Origin of the sequence: Pseudomonas sp. NPDC087612, from assembly GCF_044743505.1 — a bacterium.
GTDB lineage: Bacteria > Pseudomonadota > Gammaproteobacteria > Pseudomonadales > Pseudomonadaceae > Aquipseudomonas.
Map to the genome: position 1 here is coordinate 496,796 of NZ_JBIUWO010000004.1, position 19,820 is coordinate 516,615.

A 19,820-nucleotide genomic window follows, 5' to 3' on the forward strand; every position below is an offset into this window, starting at 1 on the left:
CGTGCTGGAAAGCCCCGAACAATAATAACGAGGGACTGATCGATGCAGAGCTCCACTCAAGCGGCCAACGCCTGGCGAATCCTGTTCCTGCTGTTTCTGGCCAACCTGTTCAACTTCTTCGACCGCACCATTCCCGCCATCATCATCGAGCCGATCCGCCTGGAATGGCACCTGAGCGACTTTCAGATCGGCTTGATCGGTACCGCCTTCACCCTGGTCTATGCCATTGCCGGCCTGCCGCTGGGGCGCCTGGCCGACAACGGTTCACGCAGCAAACTGATGGGGTGGGGGCTGATGGCCTGGAGCGGGTTGACAGCTGTCAACGGCATGGTCGGCAGCTTCTGGAGCTTTTTGCTGGTGCGCATGGGCGTAGGCATCGGTGAGGCCAGCTATGCGCCAGCCGCCAACTCGCTGATCGGCGACCTGTTCCCCGCCGAGAAGCGCGCGCGGGCCATGGGCATTTTCATGCTCGGCCTGCCGTTGGGCCTGTTGCTGGCGTTCTTCACCATCGGTGCGATGGTGCAGGCCTTTGACAGCTGGCGGGCGCCGTTCTTTATCGCCGCAGTGCCCGGGTTGTTGCTGGCCCTGTTCATGTTCATGATCCGCGAGCCGGCGCGCGGCGCGGCGGAGTCGGTGGCGATCTCCCAGGCGCCCGTGGACCGGCCGTTGCGCCGGGTTCTGAGTGTGCCGACCTTCTGCTGGCTGGTGCTTGCGGGCCTTACCTTCAACTTCGCCACCTACGCCTGCAACTCGTTCATGGTGCCGATGCTACAGCGTTACTTTTTGCTCTCGCTGCAGCAGGCCGCGGTGGCCACCGGGGTCATTGTCGGCCTGACCGGGCTGGTTGGCCTGACCCTTGGCGGCTGGATTGCCGACAAGGTACACCAGCGCTTTGCCAACGGGCGCTTGTTGTTCGGTGCCCTGAGCATGCTGATCGCCACCCTGGCCACCGCCTGGGCGTTGCACGCCGGGCGGATCGAGATCGGCGTGTTCGTGGCGGTGTTCGGTGTCGGCTGGTTGTTTGCCTACAACTTCTATACCTGTGTCTACACCGCGATTCAGGATGTGGTGCAGCCGCGTCTGCGGGCCACGGCCATGGCGCTGTTCTTTGCCGGGCTTTACTTGCTCGGTGGCGGCCTGGGGCCGGTGGTGGTGGGGGCGCTTTCGGACCATTTTGCCGTGGCGGCCATGCAGGCAGCGGGGGCGGTGCAGATGAGCGAGGCATTCAAGGCTGAAGGCCTGCACGGGGCGATGTACCTGATACCGGTGGCGTTGATGTTGACGCTGGTGTTTCTGCTGCTGGCCTCGCGGTGCTTCAGCCGGGATGCGCAGAGGATGCGCGAGGGGATGGTGGCTGACAGCGAGGAGGCAGCGGGCAAGCTTGCACAAGCGTGAGGGGCCTCATCGCCAGCAAGGCTGGCTCCCACAGGGTTCGATCTCTGCCAAAAGATCCTGTGGGAGCTGGCTTTGCCAGCGATGAATACGACGCGGTTTATCCGGCGACCAGCACCCGAATCGCTTCCAGGCGCAGCGCCGCTTTATCAAGCATCGTCAGGCCTTGTTCACGCTGCTTGCGCAGGGCGTCGATTTCGCTGTCGCGAACGGTCGGGTTGACCGCTTGCAGGGCGATCAGGCGCGCCAGCTCTTCATCGGTTTGCGCCGCCAGCCGGCGTTGGGCTTCGGCGACACGTTCGGCATGGCGCGGCATGATCTTGGCTTCGCCGTCGTTGATCCGCGGCGCCAGCACGTCGCGCTGGGCCTGGATGAACTTGTTGGCGCTGGCCTTGGGCACGCTCTCGAGCTGGTCGTTGAGGGTCTCGAAGGACACCCGCGAAGCCAGGTCGTTGCCGTTGGCGTCGAGCAGGCAGCGCAGCGCGGCCGGCGGCAAGTACCGGCCCAGCTGCAGGGCGCGCGGAGCCACCACTTCACTGACGTACAGCAGCTCCAGCAGCACGGTGCCGGGCTTGAGCGCCTTGTTCTTGATCAGCGCCACCGAAGTGTTGCCCATCGAACCGGACAGCACCAGGTCCATGCCGCCCTGGACCATCGGGTGCTCCCAGGTGATGAACTGCATGTCTTCACGCGACAGCGCCTGGTTGCGGTCGTAGGTGATGGTCACGCCTTCGTCGTCGCCCAGCGGGAAGCTGGCGTCGAGCATTTTTTCGCTCGGCTTGAGGATCAGGGCGTTTTCCGAGTGGTCTTCACTGTCGATGCCAAACGCGTCGAACAGGGTTTCCATGTAGATCGGCAGGGCGAACTGGTCATCCTGCTCAAGGATCGCCTCGACCAGCTCCTGGCCTTCACCGGCGCCACCGGAGTTGAGCTCCAGCAAACGGTCGCGACCACTGTGCAGCTCGGCTTCGAGGCGCTCGCGTTCGGCACGGGCCTCGTCGACCAGCGCTTGCCACTCATCGTCATCGCCGCTTTCGAGCAGCGGCAGCAGGCGCGGGCCAAACTGGTGCTGCAGGGCGTTGCCGGTCGGGCAGGTGTTGAGGAAAGCGTTCAGGGCCTGGTTGTACCACTGGAACAGGCGCTCTTGCGGGCTGTTCTGCAGGTGCGGCACGTGCAGCTCGATGGTGTGCTTCTGGCCGATGCGGTCCAGGCGGCCGATACGCTGCTCGAGCAGGTCCGGGTGGGCTGGCAGGTCGAACAGCACCAGGTGGTGGGCGAACTGGAAGTTGCGGCCTTCACTGCCGATTTCCGAGCAGATCAGCACCTGGGCGCCGAATTCTTCGTCGGCGAAGTAGGCCGCAGCGCGGTCGCGCTCAAGAATGCTCATGCCTTCATGGAACACCGTCGCGGGGATACCGGAACGCACGCGCAGGGCGTCTTCCAGGTCCATGGCGGTTTCGGCGTGGGCGCAGATCACCAGGACCTTGACCCGCTTGAGCATCTTCAGGGTGTCGATCAGCCAGTCGACCCGAGGGTCGAAGCGCCACCAGCGCTCTTCTTCGCTGCCTTCGCTCTGGGACTGGAAAGCAACCTCAGGGTACAGCTCGGCGTGCTCGCCCAGCGGCAGCTCCATGTACTGGTCGGGGTTGGGCAGCGGGTAGGGGTGCAGGTTGCGCTCAGGGAAACCCTGGACCGCCGCGCGGGTGTTACGGAACAGCACGCGGCCGGTGCCGTGGCGGTCGAGCAACTCGCGAATCAGGCGGGCGCTGGCCTGGGTATCGCCATCGTTGACCGCAGCCAGCAGGGTTTCGCCTTCGGCACCGAGGAAACCCTCGATGGTGGCGTGGGCCTTGGGCGACAGGCGGCCTTCGTCGAGCAGCTCCTGGACCGCTTCGGCTACCGGGCGATAGTGCTCGCTTTCGGCGCGGAACGCGGCCAGGTCGTGGAATCGGTTCGGGTCGAGCAGGCGCAGGCGCGCGAAGTGGCTGTCCTGGCCCAGTTGCTCCGGGGTCGCGGTGAGCAGCAGCACGCCGGGGATGACCTCGGCCAGTTGCTCGACCAGGGCGTACTCGGGGCTGACCTGGTCTTCATGCCAGACCAGGTGGTGCGCCTCGTCGACCACCAGCAGGTCCCAGCCGGCGGCAAACAGCGCGTCCTGGGCCTTTTCGTCTTCAGTCAGCCATTCCAGGGCAACCAGCGCCAGCTGGGCATCCTCGAAGGGGTTGCTGGCGTCGCTTTCGATAAAGCGCTCGGCATCGAACAGCGCAACCTGCAGGTTGAAGCGCCGGCGCATTTCCACCAGCCACTGGTGCTGCAGGTTCTCCGGGACCAGGATCAGCACACGGCTGGCGCGGCCCGAGAGCAACTGGCGATGGATCACCAGGCCGGCTTCGATGGTCTTGCCCAGGCCTACTTCGTCGGCCAGCAGAACCCGCGGGGCGATACGGTCGGCCACTTCACGGGCGATATGCAACTGGTGGGCAATCGGTTGCGCGCGGGTGCCGCCCAGGCCCCAGAGCGACGACTGCAACTGACGGCTGGTGTGCTCGAGGGTGTTGTAGCGCAACGAGAACCACGGCAGCGGGTCGATCTGCCCGGCGAACAGGCGGTCACTGGCCAGGCGGAACTGGATGAAGTTCGACAGCTGGGTTTCCGGCAGGGTACGCGCCTGGTTCTGCGCGTCGAGGCCGTGATAGACCAGCAGGCCGTCGACATCCTCGACCTCGCGCACGGTCAGCTTCCACCCTTCGAAATGGGTGATCTGGTCGCCAGGCGAGAAGCGCACCCGGGTCAGGGGCGCATTGCGCAGGGAGTACTGGCGGGTGTCGCCAGTGGCCGGGTAGAGCACGGTCAACAAGCGGCCGTCCTGTGCCAGAACGGTCCCCAGACCTAGCTCGGCTTCGCTGTCGCTGATCCAGCGTTGCCCCGGTTGATACTGCTGCGCCATACTGCCTGACTCCCGCCATGAAAAAGCCGACTATCTTAACGGATAGCTCTGTGCAGACCAAAGAGTCTAGCAACTTCATCGACGAAAACCGCTGTCGCCATTGAGGGCCCGATACAGCCATGCCGATCTCCAACCCGTGGTTCATCCGAACGCTGGCCGTGGCGGGCGTGCTTCTGCTGGCTGCCTGTGACAACAAAGGTTTCGAAATTCTGGCGCCGATTCCCGCTGCGCAACTCGAGGCCCTGGGCGTGCAATCGCCGCTGCAGAGCGTGCATTACCACGACCGCGAGGGCGAAGGTTTGCTGGTGCTCAGCCGCAATGACGACCAGGTCAGCGATGAAGAGACCGATCAGGACGTCGATCGCGTGGTGCTCACGGCAACGCTGTATGAGCGCCAGGGCGATGGCAGCTTCAAGCCGCGCTGGAAGATCGAGAACGAGACCACCTGCTCCGGGCTCGACCTGGATGTCGGCTTTTATACCGACGTCAGCGGCGTCAGTGACCTCGACAACAACGGCCTGGCCGAGCTGACGGTCGCCAGCCACGCCTTTTGTGGCGGCGGCGTCGACCCCCATGAACTGCGTGTCGAGTTGCGTGAGGGCCAGGCCAGCTATGCTATCAATGGCCAGTCGCTGATCGCTATCGAGGGCGAGCAGCCATATGGCGGTGAGCGCGAAGACAGCCCGTCGCTCAAGGATGCACCACAAGTGTTGCGCGATCACGTGAACGACGTCTGGAACAAAGTGCTCAAACGGCCGTGGAGCGAAGCCCAGCCCGCCCCGACGGACGAGGACGAAGAACAGTAGCCGGCAACTGTGAAGCGCCCCGCACATTTTGCCGGCACTGGCTCAAGGCCCGTGGCCATCAGCCGACACACTGGCGACAGGAGATCATCCCATGCTGCCGCCCCTCATCCCGCTCAGTGCTGCACCGGTGACACAACAACTGGACCCGGTAAAGCCGACGCCAGACATCAAGCCCGTGGTCCCGGCGCAGCCAAGCTCCAGCGACAGTACCATTGACCTCAAGCAGCGTGACCCGGAGCAGGCAGCGATCCTTTTGCGCGAAGAGCAGCGTCGCCAGCAGCGCCGACGCCCGTCGAGCCAGGACGAAGAGCTGTACCAGGCGTTGCCCGGCGATGAAGTCAACGCCGACAACACCGTGCCGGTGGCACCCTTGATGGGTGAGCAGCCGCGCCAGGGGCTGCTGGTGGACATCGAAGTCTGAAGATACAAGCGCCACTGGTCAGCGCCGGCTGCAGCCTTCATGATTGCAGCACTGCAGTCAGCTTTCCGAGCCCGCCATGAGCCAAGAAAACAACCTGATCGACCTCGGTGCCGAACGTGCACGCCGGGTCCACGACCTCAATGAAAAGCGTCTGAACGAAGTTCGTCAGGCGTTCGAGCAGGCCATGCCGCTGGGCAAGGCCAAGAAGAAAAAGCCCAAGGGCAAACCCAAGAAGCGTTGAAAACTTGATGCAGGTCAAGCCTGCACCCGCCTTGCGCGCCCGGTTCCGGGCGCTATTGACCTCGGTCAATTTCCTCCCCCGAACCATTCGCTACCTTAAGCCCATCGGACAGGTTCAGGCGAATGGAGGCCGACATGTTCTTCGATAATGTGGTTATCGCTGGAGTGATTACGGTCGGTCTGATGCTGATGTTCTTCGTCGGATTCGGAATATTCATCTGGAAAGACTCGAACAAGCGCAAAGAGCGCTGATCCTTTCCAGTCACGAGCACGCAAGGCATTTAGGGCGACTTCGGTCGCCCATTTTTTTGTCTGGTGAAAAAACCTTTCAGCTCCTCTGGACTATTAATAGTTAGCTAGCTAATAATTAAGCCCTGAACTTCTCGCTTCATCCTGACTATCTTAACTACACCGTCGTTCAAGGTGCGTCCCGTGCCCATCACGTTGCAGGCCCTGCTGGCGCCAAACAAAACCGCTGTGCAATTTGCCCTCAAAACCCTGCTTGGTGGCGGCCTGGCCCTGTGGCTGGCGCTGCGCTGGGGGCTTGAGCAGCCGGCCTGGGCACTGATGACCGCGTTCATCGTTGCCCAGCCGCTGTCGGGGATGGTGGTGCAGAAGGGCCTGGCGCGCCTGCTCGGCACCCTGGTCGGCACGGTCATGTCGGTGCTGTTCATTGGCGCCTTCGCCCAGACCCCGTGGCTGTTCCTGTTCGCCCTGGCCTTGTGGCTGGCGCTGTGCACCGCCTGCTCGACCTTGCTGCGCAGTGCCTGGGCTTATTCGTTCGTGCTGGCCGGTTACACCGTGGCAATCATCGCTTTGCCGGCCATCAACCATCCGCTGCTGGTGTTCGACCAGGCGGTGGCACGCTGTACCGAAATCTGCCTGGGGATTGTCTGCGCTACGGCCACCAGCGCCTTGCTCTGGCCGATGCGCGTCGAGCAACAGCTGAGCGGGCAGGCGCGCCAGGCCTGGCAAAGCGGGCTGCAGGCCGCCAGCGCCGCCTTGAGTGGTGAAGAACAGGGGCGCAAGGGCCTGCTGGAGATTCTCGGGCGCATCGTGGCGGTGGATTCCCAGCGTGAACATGCCTGGTTCGAAGGCAGCCTCGGCCGTCAGCGCGCCCGGGCGATTCGCGGGCTGAGCCAGAAACTGCTGGTGCTGCTGCGCATTTCCCGTTCGGTGCGCCGGCAATGGCGGCAACTGGATGAACAGCAGGCGCAGCACCTGGCGCCGTGGCTGGAAGAGGTTCAGGCGCTGCTGGCCAGCCCCGACCAGGCCAGCCTGTTGCTGTTGCGCCAGCGCGTCTGGGATGCAGCCCACGATGAGCAAATCAGCTCCGCCGAGCATTACTGCCTTGCGCGCCTGACCTTGCTGCTGGACAACGCCATGGCCGCGACCCTGGCCCTGCGTGGGGTAGAGGAGGGCAAGCCGGCCGTCGATGTGCCCGACAGCCTGGCGGTTCACCGCGACGTATCGCTGGCGCTGCTGTTCGGCTCGCGCAGCGCCCTGGCGTTCCTGGCCATGGCCAGCTTCTGGTTGGCCACTGCCTGGCAAGCTGCCCCCGGTGGCCTGGTGCTGACCTGCGTGGTCTGCAGCTTGTTCGCCAGCCGCGAGAATGGCGCGCAGATCGGCATGAGTTTTTTGCGCGGGATACTGTTGGCGATACCGGTGGCGTTCGTGGTCGGGCAGATCCTCCTGCCGGAGCTCAGCGGTTTTGCCATGCTCTGCCTGGCCATGGGCGTGCCGCTGTTCTTTGGCGCCCTGGGCATGGCCAATCCGCGTATTGGCGCCACCGCTACTTCTTATTGCCTGCACTTTATCGTGCTGGTGGCGCCGCTCAATGTCATGAGTTTCGATGTCGCCAACTTCTTCAACAGCGCCCAGGCCATGCTCATGGGTGTCGGCGCCGCAGTGCTGGCGTTCAAGTTGCTGGTGCTGCGCAACCCGGCCTGGCATGGCAAACGCCTCCGCGCTGCCACCCAAAGCGACCTGGTGCGCCTGACCCGCCGCGACCTGCGCGGCGCCGACAGCTGGTTTGGTGGACGCATGGCCGATCGCCTGTTGCAACTGGCCCGGCACTACGGCGCCTTGCCCGAACAGGAGCGCGGGCGTTGGGACGATGGCCTGCACGGCCTGGATATCGGCGACGAGCTACTGCACCTGCGCATGTGCCTGGCAGTCGCCCAGGCGCCGGTAGCGGCGGCTGAGCGCCAGTACCTGCAACAACTTGAATCAGTATTGGCCAGCGGCCCGGCCCCGGGGCGTGGCCAGCGCCTGGATGCGGCCAGCGAGCAGTTCATCGACGCACTGCAGAGCGTGCCTTCGAGTGACCCGCTGCGCCTGGCCATCGGTGCTGTGCTGCAATTGCAGAAGAGCTGGGGCAAGTGGTGCCGTCGACAGGAGGAAATCCATGGGCTTGCGTGAATGGGCGCTGGGCGGTGTGTTGCTCAGTCCGTTTCTGCTGTATGTGTTGTTGGCCTTGCTGCTGACCGGGGTGTTGCGCCTGTTGTTGCGCTACACGCCGTTGGGGCGCTGGGTCTGGCATGAGGCGTTGTTCGACTGCGCGCTGTTCGTTTGTATTCTGACCCTGGTGACCCACGTGCTGGGGCCGTTATAAGGAGTGTGACCATGCGTGCTGCTGTACGTATCGCAGTAACCCTGTGCCTGGTGGCGGTGGCGATTTTTGCCGGCTGGAAGCTCTGGCAGTACTACATGCTCACGCCCTGGACCCGTGATGCGAAGATTCGCGCCGACGTGGTGATCATTGCCCCGGACGTATCTGGCTGGGTACGTGAGCTGAAGGTGCGTGACAACCAGCAGGTCAAGGCCGGCGAGTTGCTCATGTCGATCGACCGTGACCGCTTCGAGGCCGCCCTGGACAAAGCCAACGCCGTGGCCGAAACCCGCCAGCAACAACTGCGCCTGCGCGAACACGAAGCCTCGCGCCGTGCCGCCCTCGGCCCCCAGGCGATCAGCGCGGAACTGCGCGAAAATGCCCAGATCAACGCCGCCGTTGCCCGTGGCGAATTGCGCGAAGCGTTGGCCGAGGTCAAGGTCGCGGCCATCAACCTGGCGCGCAGCCAGGTCAAGGCGCCGCGCAGCGGCCATATCACCAACCTGCGCCTGGCCGAAGGCAACTACGTCAATGCCGGGCAGGCGGTGATGGCCCTGGTGGACGACTCGACCTTCTACGTCCAGGCCTACTTCGAAGAGACCAAGCTGCCACGCATCCGCGTCGGTGACCCGGTCAAGGTCTGGCTGATGAGCGCTGGCGAGCCGATGCAGGGGCATGTCGAGAGCATCAGCCGCGGCATCACCGACCGCAACGCCAACCCCGACAGCCAGTTGCTCGCCGAAGTAGAACCGACCTTCAACTGGGTGCGCCTGGCCCAGCGCATTCCGGTGCGGATCAAGCTTGATCAGGTACCTGAAGGGGTCAACCTCAGCGCCGGCATGACCGCCAGTGTGCAGGTGCGCGAGGACCAAGTGCAGCGCTGAGCGCTTAAAGAAACATGCCGCCGGAGACTTCCAGACGCTGGCCGGTAATCCAGCCGCCGCCATCGCCAAGCAACAGGGCAACCGCGGCGCCGATATCGACCGGCAGGCCGACCCTGCCCAGGGCGGTGTTGCCGGCGATAAAGTCATTGACCTCGGTGTTGTCGCGTACCACGCCGCCGAAATCGGTTTCGATCGCCCCCGATGCCGGTGTCATTACTCTACGCCGGGCAACTACACCTGCCGCAACGGGTGCGGGCATTCATGGACTGGCTGGCGCAGTTGCTTCAGGCACCACTCGATCAAGCGGCAAGCGAAAGGTAAACAGCGTACCGGCTTCGGCGCTCGACACCACCTCCATGCGCCCGCCGTGGGCCAGGGCAATCTGGTTGGCGATATACAGGCCCAGGCCCAGGCCGGGTTGCGGCGCATCATCGCGTGGCCGTGAAAAGGGCTGGAACAACTGCGCCATCACCTGGGGTGCAATCGGTTCACCGAGGTTGTGCACACCGAGGACGAACACCCGCTCGCGGATATCGGCCATGACATTTACCGGGCTGTCGGCGGCGCCGTGGGTGAGGGCGTTGGCAATCAGGTTGGACAGCAATTGGGTGACCCGTTCACGGTCGCATTGGATGTCGCCGAGATCGCCGATGTTCAGCCGAATCAAGCGCTGCGGATGCACCCGTTGCAGCTCCGAAGCCACGTGGCTGAGGGCGTCGGCCAGATCCGGGCAGGGTTGGACGTTGATCATGATGCCGTTGCCCAGGCGGCCACGGGCAAAATCCAGGACATCGCGGACCAGCTGGTTGGCGCGCCGGCCACAGGTCAGGATGTGCTGGGCGATGGCGCGGCTTTTTTCGTCCTGCAGGCGCTGGCTGAGCAGTTCGGCACCGGCGGTGATGGCGAACAGCGGATTGCGCAGGTCGTGGCCGAGCACGGCGATGAACTGTTCACGCAAGTCGGCGATGGCGCGTTCTTCTTCCAGGGCCTGTTCGGTTTGCTGGGCGTTCTCTTCGCTTTCGATCTGGATCGACAGCAGGCGGGCGAAGGACTCCATCATCGGCTGGATGGCGCTGCCCTTGAGATTGGCCGGCAATGGGTCGAGGGCGCAGATGGTGCCGAAGAAGCTGCCGTCGGTGCGAAACACCGGCACCGAAATATAGCTTTCGAACTTGTAGATACGCGGGGTGTGGTGGTTGCAGTACAGCTCGTCTTCGCTGGCCTTGTCGATCACGATGGTCTGGTGGCTGGCGCGGATCTCGTGACACAGGGTGGTGATCAGGTCGAGTTCGCCGCCGACCTCCAAGCCAAAGCCCAGCGAGTCGAGCACCGCGCAGGCCGTCCAGCTGCTGTCGGTGACCCGGGCGACGGCGGCGAAACGCAAGCCGGTGGTCTCGCAGATCACCTGCAGGATGGCCGGTACTGCGTTGATTCGGCTGATCGTGGCGATATCGGAAGTGACGGCGGTGCTCATGAATCATCCACGTTCGCTGACTACTGGAAGGCGTTGAGAAAGATAAGTCTAGCGAGCAACTGCCGCTTGGGTAAAAAAATCCTTTACCGAATGCGATGAATTTCCATTAACCTTGATCCCCGAGTTGCCCGCCAGAGCGCAACCCCTATCGCCCAGCGTGCCAATCCCCTTTTTCAAGTGAGGTTTGACATGCACATCACATCCCAGGACATCTGCGCCGCTGCTGACCAGCTCAAGGGCTTTGTCGGCTTTCATCGCAAGCTTGGCAAGCACATCGTGCGTTTCAGCGAAGACTCGTTCGGCATGGACGTGGCTGACGATAGCATCACCCCGAGCAACGAATTCGTCTGGCAGGCCGCCGAGGCCGAGGTCATGACCTTGAGCCGAGCCTTGATCGAGATTCTTCTGGCGCAGAACGTCGATGAACGGTTGAATGTGACCGAGCCGCTGCGGGTTTACCTGCGCCGCAAGGATTTGCCGGAGATCGCCGCGCAGCGACGGCTGCGGGCCTGAGCGGCCACATCGCCGGCGTTGCCGGCGGTGCTTTTCAACTATGCGCCGCCCAGACCGGCGGGGTGCGCCCCCGCCAGGGCAACGCCTGCTCCAGTTGCCCGGCCAGGCTCAGCAGCAGGCGCTCCCCCGCAGCCCCGGCGGTAAACTGCATACCCACCGGCAAGCCGCTGGCCGGATCCTGATACAGCGGCAGCGACATCGACGGCGTACCGCAGATGTTGGCCAGGGCGGTGAAAGGCGAGTGGTTGAACACCCGATGCATCCAGCCCAACCCGTCGAGCTGTTCCTGGCCGGCGTTGTAGGCGCCGATCACCGGCGGCAACTGGCTCAGGGTCGGGCTCAGCAACAGGTCAAAACGCTTGAAGAACCCGCCCAGTTGCCGGCTGACCTGATTGCGCTGGTCCATCGCCGCCAGCAGGTCGGTAGCCGGCAGCGCCTGGCCGTAACGGTTAAGCGCCAAGGTTGCCGGTTCAAGCCAGTCAGCATCGAGCGGGCGACCCGTCTGGGCACTCAATGCGTCCAGCCAGGCTGCGGTATTGCTGGCCCAGAAGCGCGCGTTCATCTCGACAAAAGCATCCCACGACAGGCCGATGTCCAGGTCTACCTGCTCGCACCGGTGGCCAAGACCTTCAAGGGTGCGGACCAGGCCCTGTAGCGCCTCGAGCATCAGCGGATCGCTGCGCTGGCCATTGAGCGGATGCAACTGCACGGCAATTTTCAACGGCCCAGGCGCTTGCTTGAGCGCACTCAGGTAACTGCCCTGTGCTGGCGCCACCTGGAACGGGTCACCGGGTTCTGCCCCGGCCATGCAATCGAGCAGCAGGGCGCTGTCACGCACCGAACGGCTGAGCACCCCCTGTACCGCCAGGCCGTTCCAGGCCTCGTCCAGGAACGGCCCCATGGAGATCAACCCGCGGCTGGGCTTCAAGCCAAACAAGCCGCAGGCTGCAGCCGGCACCCGGATCGAACCGCCGCCATCGGTGGCATGGGCCACCGGCACCATGGCGCTGGCTACCGCTGCTGCCGAACCGCCGCTGGAGCCACCGGCGCTGCGGTTCAGGTCCCAGGGGTTGCGGGTCGGGCCGCACAGGCGCGATTCGGTGGTGGTGCTGATCGCCAGTTCCGGGACGGTAGTGCGCCCCAGGGTGAGCAATCCTGCGCGGCGAAACCGCTGCATCAGGAACGAGTCGGCAGTGCTGCCGGTGCCCTGGGCCAGGCGGCTGCCGAACTCATGAGCACGGCCCTGCATGCTGATCGCCAGGTCCTTGATCAGAAACGGCACGCCATACAACGGACCTTCAGCAGCGCTTGGCAGAGGTTCGTCGTGCCAATGTTCAGCCAGCGCATTGAGCCGGGGTTCGACGTTGGCGATGGCCTGTCGCGCCGCCGCCTGCACTTCAACGGCACTGACTTGCCTTCGAGCAATCAGCTCGGCCAGGCCAATGGCATCGAATTGCACATATTCACTCACCTTCATTGCGCACTCCCGGGGCAATTGACGATAAAATACCGATGGGTATCGAGCGATACTCAAGAGTATAGAGTGATACTGATTAGTATCGTCGTCAACCGGAGTCTGCCCATGCGTTCGCAACGAATCGCCCGCTTGCCCCCGCGCGAGCGGGTCCTGGATGCCGCCCACGAGCTGTTTTTCAACGAGGGCATCAGCCGCGTCACCGTCGATGCCATTGCTGCCAAGGCAGAAACCACCAAGATGACCGTGTACCGGCATTTCGAATCCAAGGACGTGCTGGTAGTGGAGTGGTTGCGTCTGTTGATGGCCGAATACGATGAACTATGGGCGCGCCTGGCCGAACAGTTCAACGGCCAGCCGACGCGACAGATCCTCGGATTTGCCGAATTCCTGGTCCAGGAACCGCTGCTGTCTTCGCACCGTGGCTGCGCCTATACCAACACCCTGGCGGAGTTGCCGGTGTGTGACAGCCCGGCACGCGAGTTGATCGAGGCGCACAAGCGTCGTCAGGCGGCGCGCCTGGTGCGCTTGTGCAAAGAGGCAGCGATGGTCGAACCGCAGCAGGCAGCGTTCGAACTGACCCTGCTGCTTGAGGGGGTACAGATCGTTGCGCAGAACAAGGGCTTCGACCAGGTCGGGCCGAACCTGCTCAAGCTGGTGCGGGCGCGGTTGGGGTTACCTGCGGCCTAGGAGACGCTGGCGCGGTTGTTGTCGGCAGATTGCAGCAGCGCCTCGAAAGCCAGTTTGTCGATCGGTTTGCTCAGGTAGTAGCCCTGCACCTCGTGGCATTGCTCCTTGCCCAGGGCCTTGAGTTGCTGCTCGGTCTCCACCCCTTCGGCGGTCACGGTCAGGCCCATGGCCTTGCCCAGGTTGATGATCGCCTGCACCACGGCGCGGTCGTTGCCATCGCTGCTGAGCCCGGCGATGAAGCGCTTGTCGATCTTGATGCTGTCGAACGGGTAGGTACGCAGGTAGCCCAGCGACGAGTAACCGGTGCCGAAGTCATCCATGTTCAGGCGCACGCCCAGTTCCTTGAGTGCATTCATGGTGCCCAGCGCACCTTCGATATCGTTGAGCATCACGTTCTCGGTGATCTCCAGTTCCAGGCGCTGGGCCGGGAAGCCGGTCTCGACCAGAATCTGGTGAACATCCCTGACCACGTCGCTGCGCGAGAACTGCGCAGGCGAAAGGTTGACCGAAACCAGCAGGCCGGCCGGCCAGTTGCGCGCGGTTTCACAGGCTTCGCGTAGCACCCAGCGGCCCAGGGGCACGATCAGGTCGGTCTGCTCGGCCAAGGGGATGAAGGTGTCCGGGCCTAATAGACCCTCGACTGGATGCTGCCAGCGCACCAAGGCCTCGACCGAGACGATCTCGAGGGTCTCGAGGCGGTAGCGGGGCTGGTAGTGAAGGATGAACTCGTTGTTTTTCAGCGCCTTGCGCAAGTCGTTTTCCAATTGACGGCGGTACTGGATCTGCTCGTTCATCTCTGGCGAGAAGTAACGCCAGGTGTTCTTGCCCTCGGCCTTGGCCTGGTACAGGGCGATGTCGGCGCAGCGGATCAGCTCGCCGGCATCGAAGCCCTGCAGGCGCGTTTGCGCCACACCGAGGCTGGCGCCGATGTGCAGGGCCTGTTCTTCGAAGTAGATCGGCTGGTGCAGGCTGTCGATCAAGCGCGCGCAAAAGCGGTCGATTTCGTTGCGGCTGTCCATGCCGTTCATCACCAGCACGAACTCGTCGCCACCCAGCCGCGCCACCAGGTCGCCGTCGCGGGTCGACTCGCGCAGGCGCGCGGCTACCTCAAGCAGCACGGCGTCGCCGGCAGCGTGGCCGAGGGAATCGTTGATCGGCTTGAAGCTGTCCAGGTCAAGCAACAGCAAGGTCAATGGAGTGGCGTCCTGGCCCTTGAGCAATGCCTGATCAAGAAAGCGTGAGAGCTTGTTGCGGTTGGCCAGGCCCGTCAGCGCGTCGTGCATCGACAGGTGCTGGATGCGCGCATGGGCCGCCACCTCATCGGTAATGTCGCTGGCGGTGCCGCGATAGCCGACCAGCTTGCCATCGAACACGATCGAGCGCGCCGAGACCCGGCAGAAGCGCACCTGGCCGGTATGGTCGCGGTAGGCGCAGCGCAGGTTGGCGACCTGCTGCGAGTCGGAATCGGCCTGGTTGTCGAGCCACTGGATCAGCGGCGTGGTCTCGCAACTGAGCAATTGATTGAGCGGCTGGCCCAGCCAGTCTTCACTCTGAAAACCGGTCACGGCGACGAAGCGCTGGGACAGGTAGCTGAGGCGGTGATGGCGGTCGGTTTCCCAGATCCAGTCCGAGGCCGCCTCGGCCACGGCGCGAAAGCGTTGCTCGCTGGCTTCCAACGCCAGGTTGCTGGCTTGCAGGCGGCGCAGGTTGGCATCGATTTGCCGTGAAGTGCGCAGGGCATAGCGGAAGAAGTACACCATCAGCAGGCCCAGCACCAGCATGGCGCCAAGCAGCGGCGGCAACACGGCCCAGAGCAGTTGGTCGCCAGGGCGCGGGGTGATCCAGTCGAGCCGGTAGCCGGTGTCGCCGAGCATCAGGCTGGGCTGGTCCGCCAGCGGCGCGTCGGCTTTTTCGATGTGCATGCCGGCAAGGCCGACACCGGTGCCCAGGCGGGTGAGTTTTTCCGGGGTCAGCTGATCGACGAAGAGCATGACCGAGGTGGTTTGCGGGTCGATGCTCAGCACCTCGTCGTCCGGGCGAATGGCGGCGGCAACCAGCACGGCGGGCCAGCCGTTGAACAACACATGCTCGGTGATCTGCTGGCGCTCGGCTGCAACTTTGCGCGCCTTGGCGATAATCGGGCCCAGCGGGTTCTCTATATAGGTGCTCGCTGGCGCCTTGCTCAACTGGCCTTTGAACAGGGCGTATTTGGTGGTTTGGTCATCGACGACGAACACCCCTTCGTAGCCGCTGGCGGTGTACAGCGAATCGCCGACGTTCTTCTCGTCATAGGCCCAATGCAGGTCGGGGCTGGCATTGAGGTGCTCGTAAGCGGCGTTCCATACCGCGTAGCTGGAGAGAAACTGGCGCGACGACTCCAGGCGCTGGTCCAGGGCTTTATGGGCGTAGAAACTGCTTTTTTCCCGCTCGTTGGCATTGAGCGTGGTGGCGATGTTGAACAATGCCCCCAGGGCGATCAGGCAGGCCAGGGCGAACAACGCGGCAATCGCGGCAATAAGCTTGCGCGTCTGCAGGCTAGGGCGCTGGCTGGCTGGCGGAACATCGGCAATCCTGTCCATACGCGAGCTGTTCCTTAATGAAGCAGCATCCCTGCGGCCGTACCGCAAGGACGAACGTTCAGTCAGGATAGGCCAGCTTCAGCGCGCTGAGGTCCGAATGGGCGAAATTGACCTGGTTACGCCCGGCTTTCTTCGCGCAGTACAGGGCTTTGTCGGCCTCGTTGAGCCAGGCTTCCGGGTCGGGCAGGGCCGCGCTGCAACTGGCCAGGCCGATACTGAGGCTGATGCGCAGCTCCGGCAGTTGCGGGTTGCGGTAGCTGCCAACCCGCTCGCGCAGGCGTTCCATGGCCTGACTGGCGTGTTCCATGCGGGTATCCGGCAGAATCACGCAGAACTCGTCACCGCCGTAGCGTCCGGCCAGGTCATCTTCGCGCAGGGTGCGTTTGAGCTCGTTGCTCAACTGGTGCAGGACGCAATCGCCGACCACATGGCCGTAGGTGTCGTTGATGGCCTTGAAATGGTCAATATCGATGATCGCGATCACCGCCTCGCGGCCTTGCTGCTGGCAGATCTGGAACTTGAGCTGCAGCAGGTCCTTCCACGAGCCGTGATTGAGCAGGCCGGTGAGGCTGTCGGTGCGGCTCAGGGCGCTTAGCCGGCGCTTGTGCTCAGACAGCTTCATCGCCAGGCGGTAGCAGACCCAGCCAACGGCCATGGGATACAGGGTCAGCATCGGCAGGCAGGCATAGACCTGCAGGGTGCTGGCATGCAATTGCAGCCCGGGGCCGAACAGGGCCATCGACAGCAGCATGCCCAGGCCCTGGATCAGCAGGCCCTTGATGAACAGGCGCTGGCCGCCGGCAGCGAAGTTGTTCATGGCCATCATCGCCAGGATGGTCACGCTGGGCAGGGGATTGAACTGCAGGGTGGCGGTCCAGAACCCGCCCATCAGCGAGTCCAGTTGCAGGTTGCGGTACTCGGCGTGATACGGAACCTTGGCGCGCAAGGCAATCTGATAAGCCAGGTGCGGCCACACCAGGCCGTTGAACAGCAGCAGGCCCCATACCCAGGCGGGCACCGGCAGGCTGGAAATCCCGGCCATAACGCTGAGCATGCCGATCCCCAGGCCGATGATGCGCGGCAGGTAGATCCGCTGTACAAATGAAAGTCCCTTGCCGTTTTTCTTTTCCATCATGGATGCTGGTCTGTTCCGGGGCGCCGTTTATCGCATAAATGCTGTCAATATTGTTGAACAATCGCAGGCTGTTGAAAAATGGCCTTACAAGCCATTTCACGGTTGATGCAATCACTGTGGGGTACCATGAAACTTACCTTCATCCTTGGAGTGTTTCTGCTCATGGCCCCGCTGACTCCCCAGGCCGGTGAACCGGCGCAACGCCAGGATGGGCGTTATCGCAACCAGGCGCAGTTGCCCCAGGACGGGGTGATGAAAAAACTGCGTATCGGCCTCAAGTACCTGTTCCTGAAAAAGCCCGCCGATACCCGCCCCAGTGTCAGCATCGCCGTGCAGCCACTGAGCCGCCAGCAGTTGCTCGAGGCCCCGGACCACAGCGTCTGGCGCCTGGGGCATTCCACGGTATTGCTGAAACTGCGCGAGCGCTTCTTCATTACCGACCCGGTGTTCGCCGAGCGCGCCTCGCCGGTGCAATGGGCCGGGCCCCTGCGCTTTCACCCGCCACCGCTGAAACTCGAGGAGTTGCCGCCGTTGACCGCGGTGATCCTCTCCCATGACCACTTTGACCACCTCGACGAGCAGGCCATACGCCAACTGGCCGTTAGCGCCGAGCACTTTATTGCGCCTTTGGGGGTGGGCGATATTCTGATCGGCTGGGGCGTACCGGCGGCCAAGGTCAGGCAGCTGGATTGGTGGCAGGAAACCAGCGTCGAAGGTGTGCGATTTGTCGCCACCCCGGCGCAGCATTTTTCTGGCCGCGGCCTGTTCGACAGCAACAGCACCCTGTGGGCCTCCTGGGTGATGATCGATGACCAGCTGAAAGTGTTCTTCAGTGGCGATACCGGCTATTTCGACGGCTTCAAGGAAATCGGCAGGCAGTACGGTCCCTTTGACCTGACCCTGATCGAAACCGGCGCCTACAACGTCAATTGGCCTGATGTACACATGCAGCCCGAGCAAAGCCTGCAGGCGCACCTCGACCTGCGCGGGCGCTGGCTGTTGCCGATTCATAACAGCACCTTCGACCTCTCCACCCACAGCTGGCATGAACCCTTCGACCGTATCCTGGCCCTGGCCAACGCGGCGCAGGTACCTTTGAGCACGCCGCAGATCGGCGAGCGGGTCAGTATCGAGCAGCCACACAGCGGGCCGGCCTGGTGGCAGCCCAAGCCACAACGGGAATTACGCAAGGGCGGTGAGCGGGCGCTGGCGGCGCGCGAGCCCTAGGGCTCCTTGTCTGCCGACGGTTGTTTGTGCTGCTCACGGCGGGGCAGGGCGGAGGGTGGCTTGCCGCTATCGCTGCGCACTTGGGCGTGGCTAATCAGGGCGAATATAAAGCTGCCGCCTATGATGTTGCCGATCAGCGTCGGTGCTGCGAAGTCCAGCCAGAAGGCCGCCCAGCTTATCTCTCCGGCCCAGACCAGGTAGGAAACTTCCACCGAGCCTACAACAATATGGGTGAAATCACCCAGGGCCATCAGGTAGGTGATCATCAGGATGATCCATACCTTGGCAGTCTCCATCGACGGGATCATCCACACCATGGTGGCGATCATCCAGCCCGAGATGATGCCCTTGGCGAACATCTGGTTCAGGTCGTTCTCCATCACCTTGCGGCCAACGTCGAGAAAGGCGACGTCGGTCTTGCTGTCGAAGATCGGCAGGTTGAGCATCACGTAGGACACCAGGATGGTGCCGGCCAGGTTACCGACCAGCACCACCGACCATAAACGCAGCAAGCGGCCGAAGTTGCGCACGGTCGGTTCGGTCATTACCGGCAACACCGCCGTCAGGGTGTTTTCGGTAAACAGTTGCTGGCGGGCGAGGATCACCGCGAGAAACCCGGCCGAGTAGCCGAGGCTGGCAATCACTTGGCTGCTGTCGCCTTGCGGCAGGCGCGAATAGAACAGCCCCATGGCCATCAGCGACAGGCCCATGGTCAGGCCGGCAGCCAGCGCCGACCAGAACAGTGCGGCAATGGTGCGCTCCAGTTCCTGGTCACCCTGATAACGGATGATCTCGTGTAGCACCGCCGCGCGGGGCGGCTGGTTGTGGCTGACTTCCTGCTCTTCGTCTGCAGACAGGCCCGGGGTCTTGCCGCGTTGCGCTTCACTCATGGCGGTGGCTCATCTTGTAGGGTGCCTTATCTACAGATCAACGCGGCTTTGAATAGTTGCTTTAAAGGATGGTAGCTGCAAGCTACAAGCTTCAAGTTGAGCGCGGTGTTACTGCTTTTACTTGTAGCTTGAAGCTTGTGGCTTATAGCCAAAACGCCCCCGCTGAAACAAAGTTGAAATAAGTCCTTGACGCCCCCTCAGATCTCTCTATAATTCGCCCCACTTCCGGCGCAGTCGGAACTGAAAACTCCTTGAATTTCAAAGGGTTAGCGGTTCCAGGGTCATCCGGAGGTGCTTCGATCGAAAGATCGGCAGCGGTGAAAAAAGGCAGTTGACAGCGGTTTGAAACGCTGTAGAATTCGCCTCCCGCTACGAGAGATCGCAGCGAGTCAAGTGGTTGAAGTTGAACGAAAAACTTCAAAATAAACGCTTGACAGGCCCTGAGGAAAGCGTAGAATGCGCGCCTCGGTTGAGACGAAAAGCTCTTAACCAACCGCTCTTTAACAACTGAATCAAGCAATTCGTGTGGGTGCTTGT

Annotated in this window: 18 protein-coding genes and 1 pseudogene; 11 read left to right on the plus strand and 8 right to left on the minus strand. The window is 63.0% G+C overall.

The window, feature by feature from the left end; genetic code table 11:
* Positions 1-42 precede the first annotated feature (42 nt).
* The gene (locus ACIOVF_RS11140) at positions 43-1,395 is read left to right on the plus strand and encodes an MFS transporter (protein WP_045197838.1); all 1,353 of its coding nucleotides are present in this window, start codon (positions 43-45) and stop codon (positions 1,393-1,395) included.
* 97 nt (positions 1,396-1,492) lie between these two features.
* Here ACIOVF_RS11140 and rapA read toward each other — a convergent pair whose 3' ends face one another.
* Positions 1,493-4,339: an RNA polymerase-associated protein RapA gene (rapA, locus tag ACIOVF_RS11145; RefSeq protein WP_401289404.1), complete on the minus strand. Its 2,847-nt coding sequence runs from the start codon at positions 4,337-4,339 to the stop codon at positions 1,493-1,495.
* Between the two features lie 119 nt (positions 4,340-4,458).
* On the opposite strand from rapA, the gene ACIOVF_RS11150 reads away from it, so the two are divergent.
* From ACIOVF_RS11150 to ACIOVF_RS11180, 7 genes are all read left to right on the plus strand, one after another.
* Positions 4,459-5,145, plus strand: coding sequence for a M949_RS01915 family surface polysaccharide biosynthesis protein (locus tag ACIOVF_RS11150; protein WP_401289407.1), 687 nt, complete (start codon positions 4,459-4,461; stop codon positions 5,143-5,145).
* Positions 5,146-5,236: 91 nt separating this feature from the next.
* Entirely contained in the window at positions 5,237-5,566 is a 330-nt protein-coding gene (locus ACIOVF_RS11155; protein ID WP_045197844.1) for a hypothetical protein, read from the plus strand.
* A 76-nt stretch (positions 5,567-5,642) separates the two neighbouring features.
* Positions 5,643-5,807, plus strand: coding sequence for a hypothetical protein (locus ACIOVF_RS11160; protein WP_093380215.1), 165 nt, complete (start codon positions 5,643-5,645; stop codon positions 5,805-5,807).
* Between the two features lie 134 nt (positions 5,808-5,941).
* Positions 5,942-6,058 carry a cytochrome c oxidase subunit CcoM gene (ccoM, locus tag ACIOVF_RS11165; protein WP_010221102.1) on the plus strand — a complete coding sequence of 39 codons (117 nt, stop codon included), beginning with the start codon at positions 5,942-5,944 and terminating at the stop codon, positions 6,056-6,058.
* A 180-nt stretch (positions 6,059-6,238) separates the two neighbouring features.
* Positions 6,239-8,227: an FUSC family protein gene (locus ACIOVF_RS11170; RefSeq protein ID WP_093380218.1), complete on the plus strand. Its 1,989-nt coding sequence runs from the start codon at positions 6,239-6,241 to the stop codon at positions 8,225-8,227.
* Positions 8,214-8,420 carry a DUF1656 domain-containing protein gene (locus ACIOVF_RS11175; protein ID WP_045197848.1) on the plus strand — a complete coding sequence of 69 codons (207 nt, stop codon included), beginning with the start codon at positions 8,214-8,216 and terminating at the stop codon, positions 8,418-8,420. The genes ACIOVF_RS11170 and ACIOVF_RS11175 overlap by 14 nt, the downstream gene beginning before the upstream one ends.
* 11 nt (positions 8,421-8,431) lie before the next feature.
* Complete coding sequence (locus ACIOVF_RS11180) at positions 8,432-9,301, plus strand: HlyD family secretion protein (RefSeq protein ID WP_045197850.1); 870 nt, start codon at positions 8,432-8,434, stop codon at positions 9,299-9,301.
* Positions 9,302-9,305: 4 nt separating this feature from the next.
* Here the strand turns inward: ACIOVF_RS11180 and ACIOVF_RS11185 are convergent.
* Together ACIOVF_RS11185 and ACIOVF_RS11190 are read right to left on the minus strand one after the other, a co-directional pair.
* Positions 9,306-9,521: pseudogene (locus tag ACIOVF_RS11185) on the minus strand (SDR family oxidoreductase); the annotation flags it as partial.
* A 39-nt stretch (positions 9,522-9,560) separates the two neighbouring features.
* A complete protein-coding gene (locus tag ACIOVF_RS11190) occupies positions 9,561-10,775 on the minus strand; it encodes an ATP-binding protein (RefSeq protein ID WP_045197854.1) in 1,215 nt (404 codons plus the stop codon).
* A 189-nt stretch (positions 10,776-10,964) separates the two neighbouring features.
* Between ACIOVF_RS11190 and ACIOVF_RS11195 the strand changes: the two genes are divergently transcribed.
* On the plus strand, positions 10,965-11,288 hold the full coding sequence (locus tag ACIOVF_RS11195) for a DUF2025 family protein (protein ID WP_045197857.1): 324 nt from the start codon (positions 10,965-10,967) through the stop codon (positions 11,286-11,288).
* A gap of 34 nt (positions 11,289-11,322) precedes the next feature.
* Here ACIOVF_RS11195 and ACIOVF_RS11200 read toward each other — a convergent pair whose 3' ends face one another.
* Positions 11,323-12,765 (minus strand): amidase, encoded by a 1,443-nt coding sequence (locus tag ACIOVF_RS11200; protein WP_401289414.1) that lies wholly within the window; start codon positions 12,763-12,765, stop codon positions 11,323-11,325.
* Between the two features lie 105 nt (positions 12,766-12,870).
* Here ACIOVF_RS11200 and ACIOVF_RS11205 point away from each other — a divergent pair, with 105 nt between their 5' ends.
* Complete coding sequence (locus tag ACIOVF_RS11205) at positions 12,871-13,452, plus strand: TetR/AcrR family transcriptional regulator (RefSeq protein WP_401289417.1); 582 nt, start codon at positions 12,871-12,873, stop codon at positions 13,450-13,452.
* Here the strand turns inward: ACIOVF_RS11205 and ACIOVF_RS11210 are convergent.
* Positions 13,449-16,031 carry an EAL domain-containing protein gene (locus ACIOVF_RS11210; protein WP_045197863.1) on the minus strand — a complete coding sequence of 861 codons (2,583 nt, stop codon included), beginning with the start codon at positions 16,029-16,031 and terminating at the stop codon, positions 13,449-13,451. The genes ACIOVF_RS11205 and ACIOVF_RS11210 overlap by 4 nt on opposite strands.
* A gap of 58 nt (positions 16,032-16,089) precedes the next feature.
* On the minus strand, positions 16,090-17,163 hold the full coding sequence (locus ACIOVF_RS11215; protein ID WP_195885916.1) for a diguanylate cyclase: 1,074 nt from the start codon (positions 17,161-17,163) through the stop codon (positions 16,090-16,092).
* Positions 17,164-17,292: 129 nt separating this feature from the next.
* On the opposite strand from ACIOVF_RS11215, the gene ACIOVF_RS11220 reads away from it, so the two are divergent.
* Positions 17,293-18,393: an MBL fold metallo-hydrolase gene (locus ACIOVF_RS11220; protein WP_045197868.1), complete on the plus strand. Its 1,101-nt coding sequence runs from the start codon at positions 17,293-17,295 to the stop codon at positions 18,391-18,393.
* On the opposite strand, the gene ACIOVF_RS11225 is transcribed toward ACIOVF_RS11220, so the two are convergent.
* Together ACIOVF_RS11225 and ACIOVF_RS11230 are read right to left on the minus strand one after the other, a co-directional pair.
* Positions 18,390-19,283 carry a formate/nitrite transporter family protein gene (locus tag ACIOVF_RS11225; RefSeq protein WP_401289420.1) on the minus strand — a complete coding sequence of 298 codons (894 nt, stop codon included), beginning with the start codon at positions 19,281-19,283 and terminating at the stop codon, positions 18,390-18,392. The two genes, ACIOVF_RS11220 and ACIOVF_RS11225, sit on opposite strands and share 4 nt — an antisense overlap.
* A gap of 142 nt (positions 19,284-19,425) precedes the next feature.
* Positions 19,426-19,820, minus strand: a 395-nt coding sequence (locus tag ACIOVF_RS11230) for a hypothetical protein (RefSeq protein WP_401289423.1), incomplete at its 5' end; no start/stop codon positions are given.

Excerpts from the sequence above, each read along its gene's own strand:
- ACIOVF_RS11140 (WP_045197838.1), top strand. The coding sequence starts at position 43 with ATGCAGAGCTCCACTCAAGCGGCCAACGCCTGGCGAATCCTGTTCCTG.
- rapA (WP_401289404.1), bottom strand. The coding sequence starts at position 4,339 with ATGGCGCAGCAGTATCAACCGGGGCAACGCTGGATCAGCGACAGCGAA.
- ACIOVF_RS11150 (WP_401289407.1), top strand. The coding sequence starts at position 4,459 with ATGCCGATCTCCAACCCGTGGTTCATCCGAACGCTGGCCGTGGCGGGC.
- ACIOVF_RS11155 (WP_045197844.1), top strand. The coding sequence starts at position 5,237 with ATGCTGCCGCCCCTCATCCCGCTCAGTGCTGCACCGGTGACACAACAA.
- ACIOVF_RS11160 (WP_093380215.1), top strand. The coding sequence starts at position 5,643 with ATGAGCCAAGAAAACAACCTGATCGACCTCGGTGCCGAACGTGCACGC.
- ccoM (WP_010221102.1), top strand. The coding sequence starts at position 5,942 with ATGTTCTTCGATAATGTGGTTATCGCTGGAGTGATTACGGTCGGTCTG.
- ACIOVF_RS11175 (WP_045197848.1), top strand. The coding sequence starts at position 8,214 with ATGGGCTTGCGTGAATGGGCGCTGGGCGGTGTGTTGCTCAGTCCGTTT.
- ACIOVF_RS11180 (WP_045197850.1), top strand. The coding sequence starts at position 8,432 with ATGCGTGCTGCTGTACGTATCGCAGTAACCCTGTGCCTGGTGGCGGTG.
- ACIOVF_RS11190 (WP_045197854.1), bottom strand. The coding sequence starts at position 10,775 with ATGAGCACCGCCGTCACTTCCGATATCGCCACGATCAGCCGAATCAAC.
- ACIOVF_RS11195 (WP_045197857.1), top strand. The coding sequence starts at position 10,965 with ATGCACATCACATCCCAGGACATCTGCGCCGCTGCTGACCAGCTCAAG.
- ACIOVF_RS11200 (WP_401289414.1), bottom strand. The coding sequence starts at position 12,765 with ATGAAGGTGAGTGAATATGTGCAATTCGATGCCATTGGCCTGGCCGAG.
- ACIOVF_RS11205 (WP_401289417.1), top strand. The coding sequence starts at position 12,871 with ATGCGTTCGCAACGAATCGCCCGCTTGCCCCCGCGCGAGCGGGTCCTG.
- ACIOVF_RS11210 (WP_045197863.1), bottom strand. The coding sequence starts at position 16,031 with ATGGACAGGATTGCCGATGTTCCGCCAGCCAGCCAGCGCCCTAGCCTG.
- ACIOVF_RS11215 (WP_195885916.1), bottom strand. The coding sequence starts at position 17,163 with ATGGAAAAGAAAAACGGCAAGGGACTTTCATTTGTACAGCGGATCTAC.
- ACIOVF_RS11220 (WP_045197868.1), top strand. The coding sequence starts at position 17,293 with ATGAAACTTACCTTCATCCTTGGAGTGTTTCTGCTCATGGCCCCGCTG.
- ACIOVF_RS11225 (WP_401289420.1), bottom strand. The coding sequence starts at position 19,283 with ATGAGTGAAGCGCAACGCGGCAAGACCCCGGGCCTGTCTGCAGACGAA.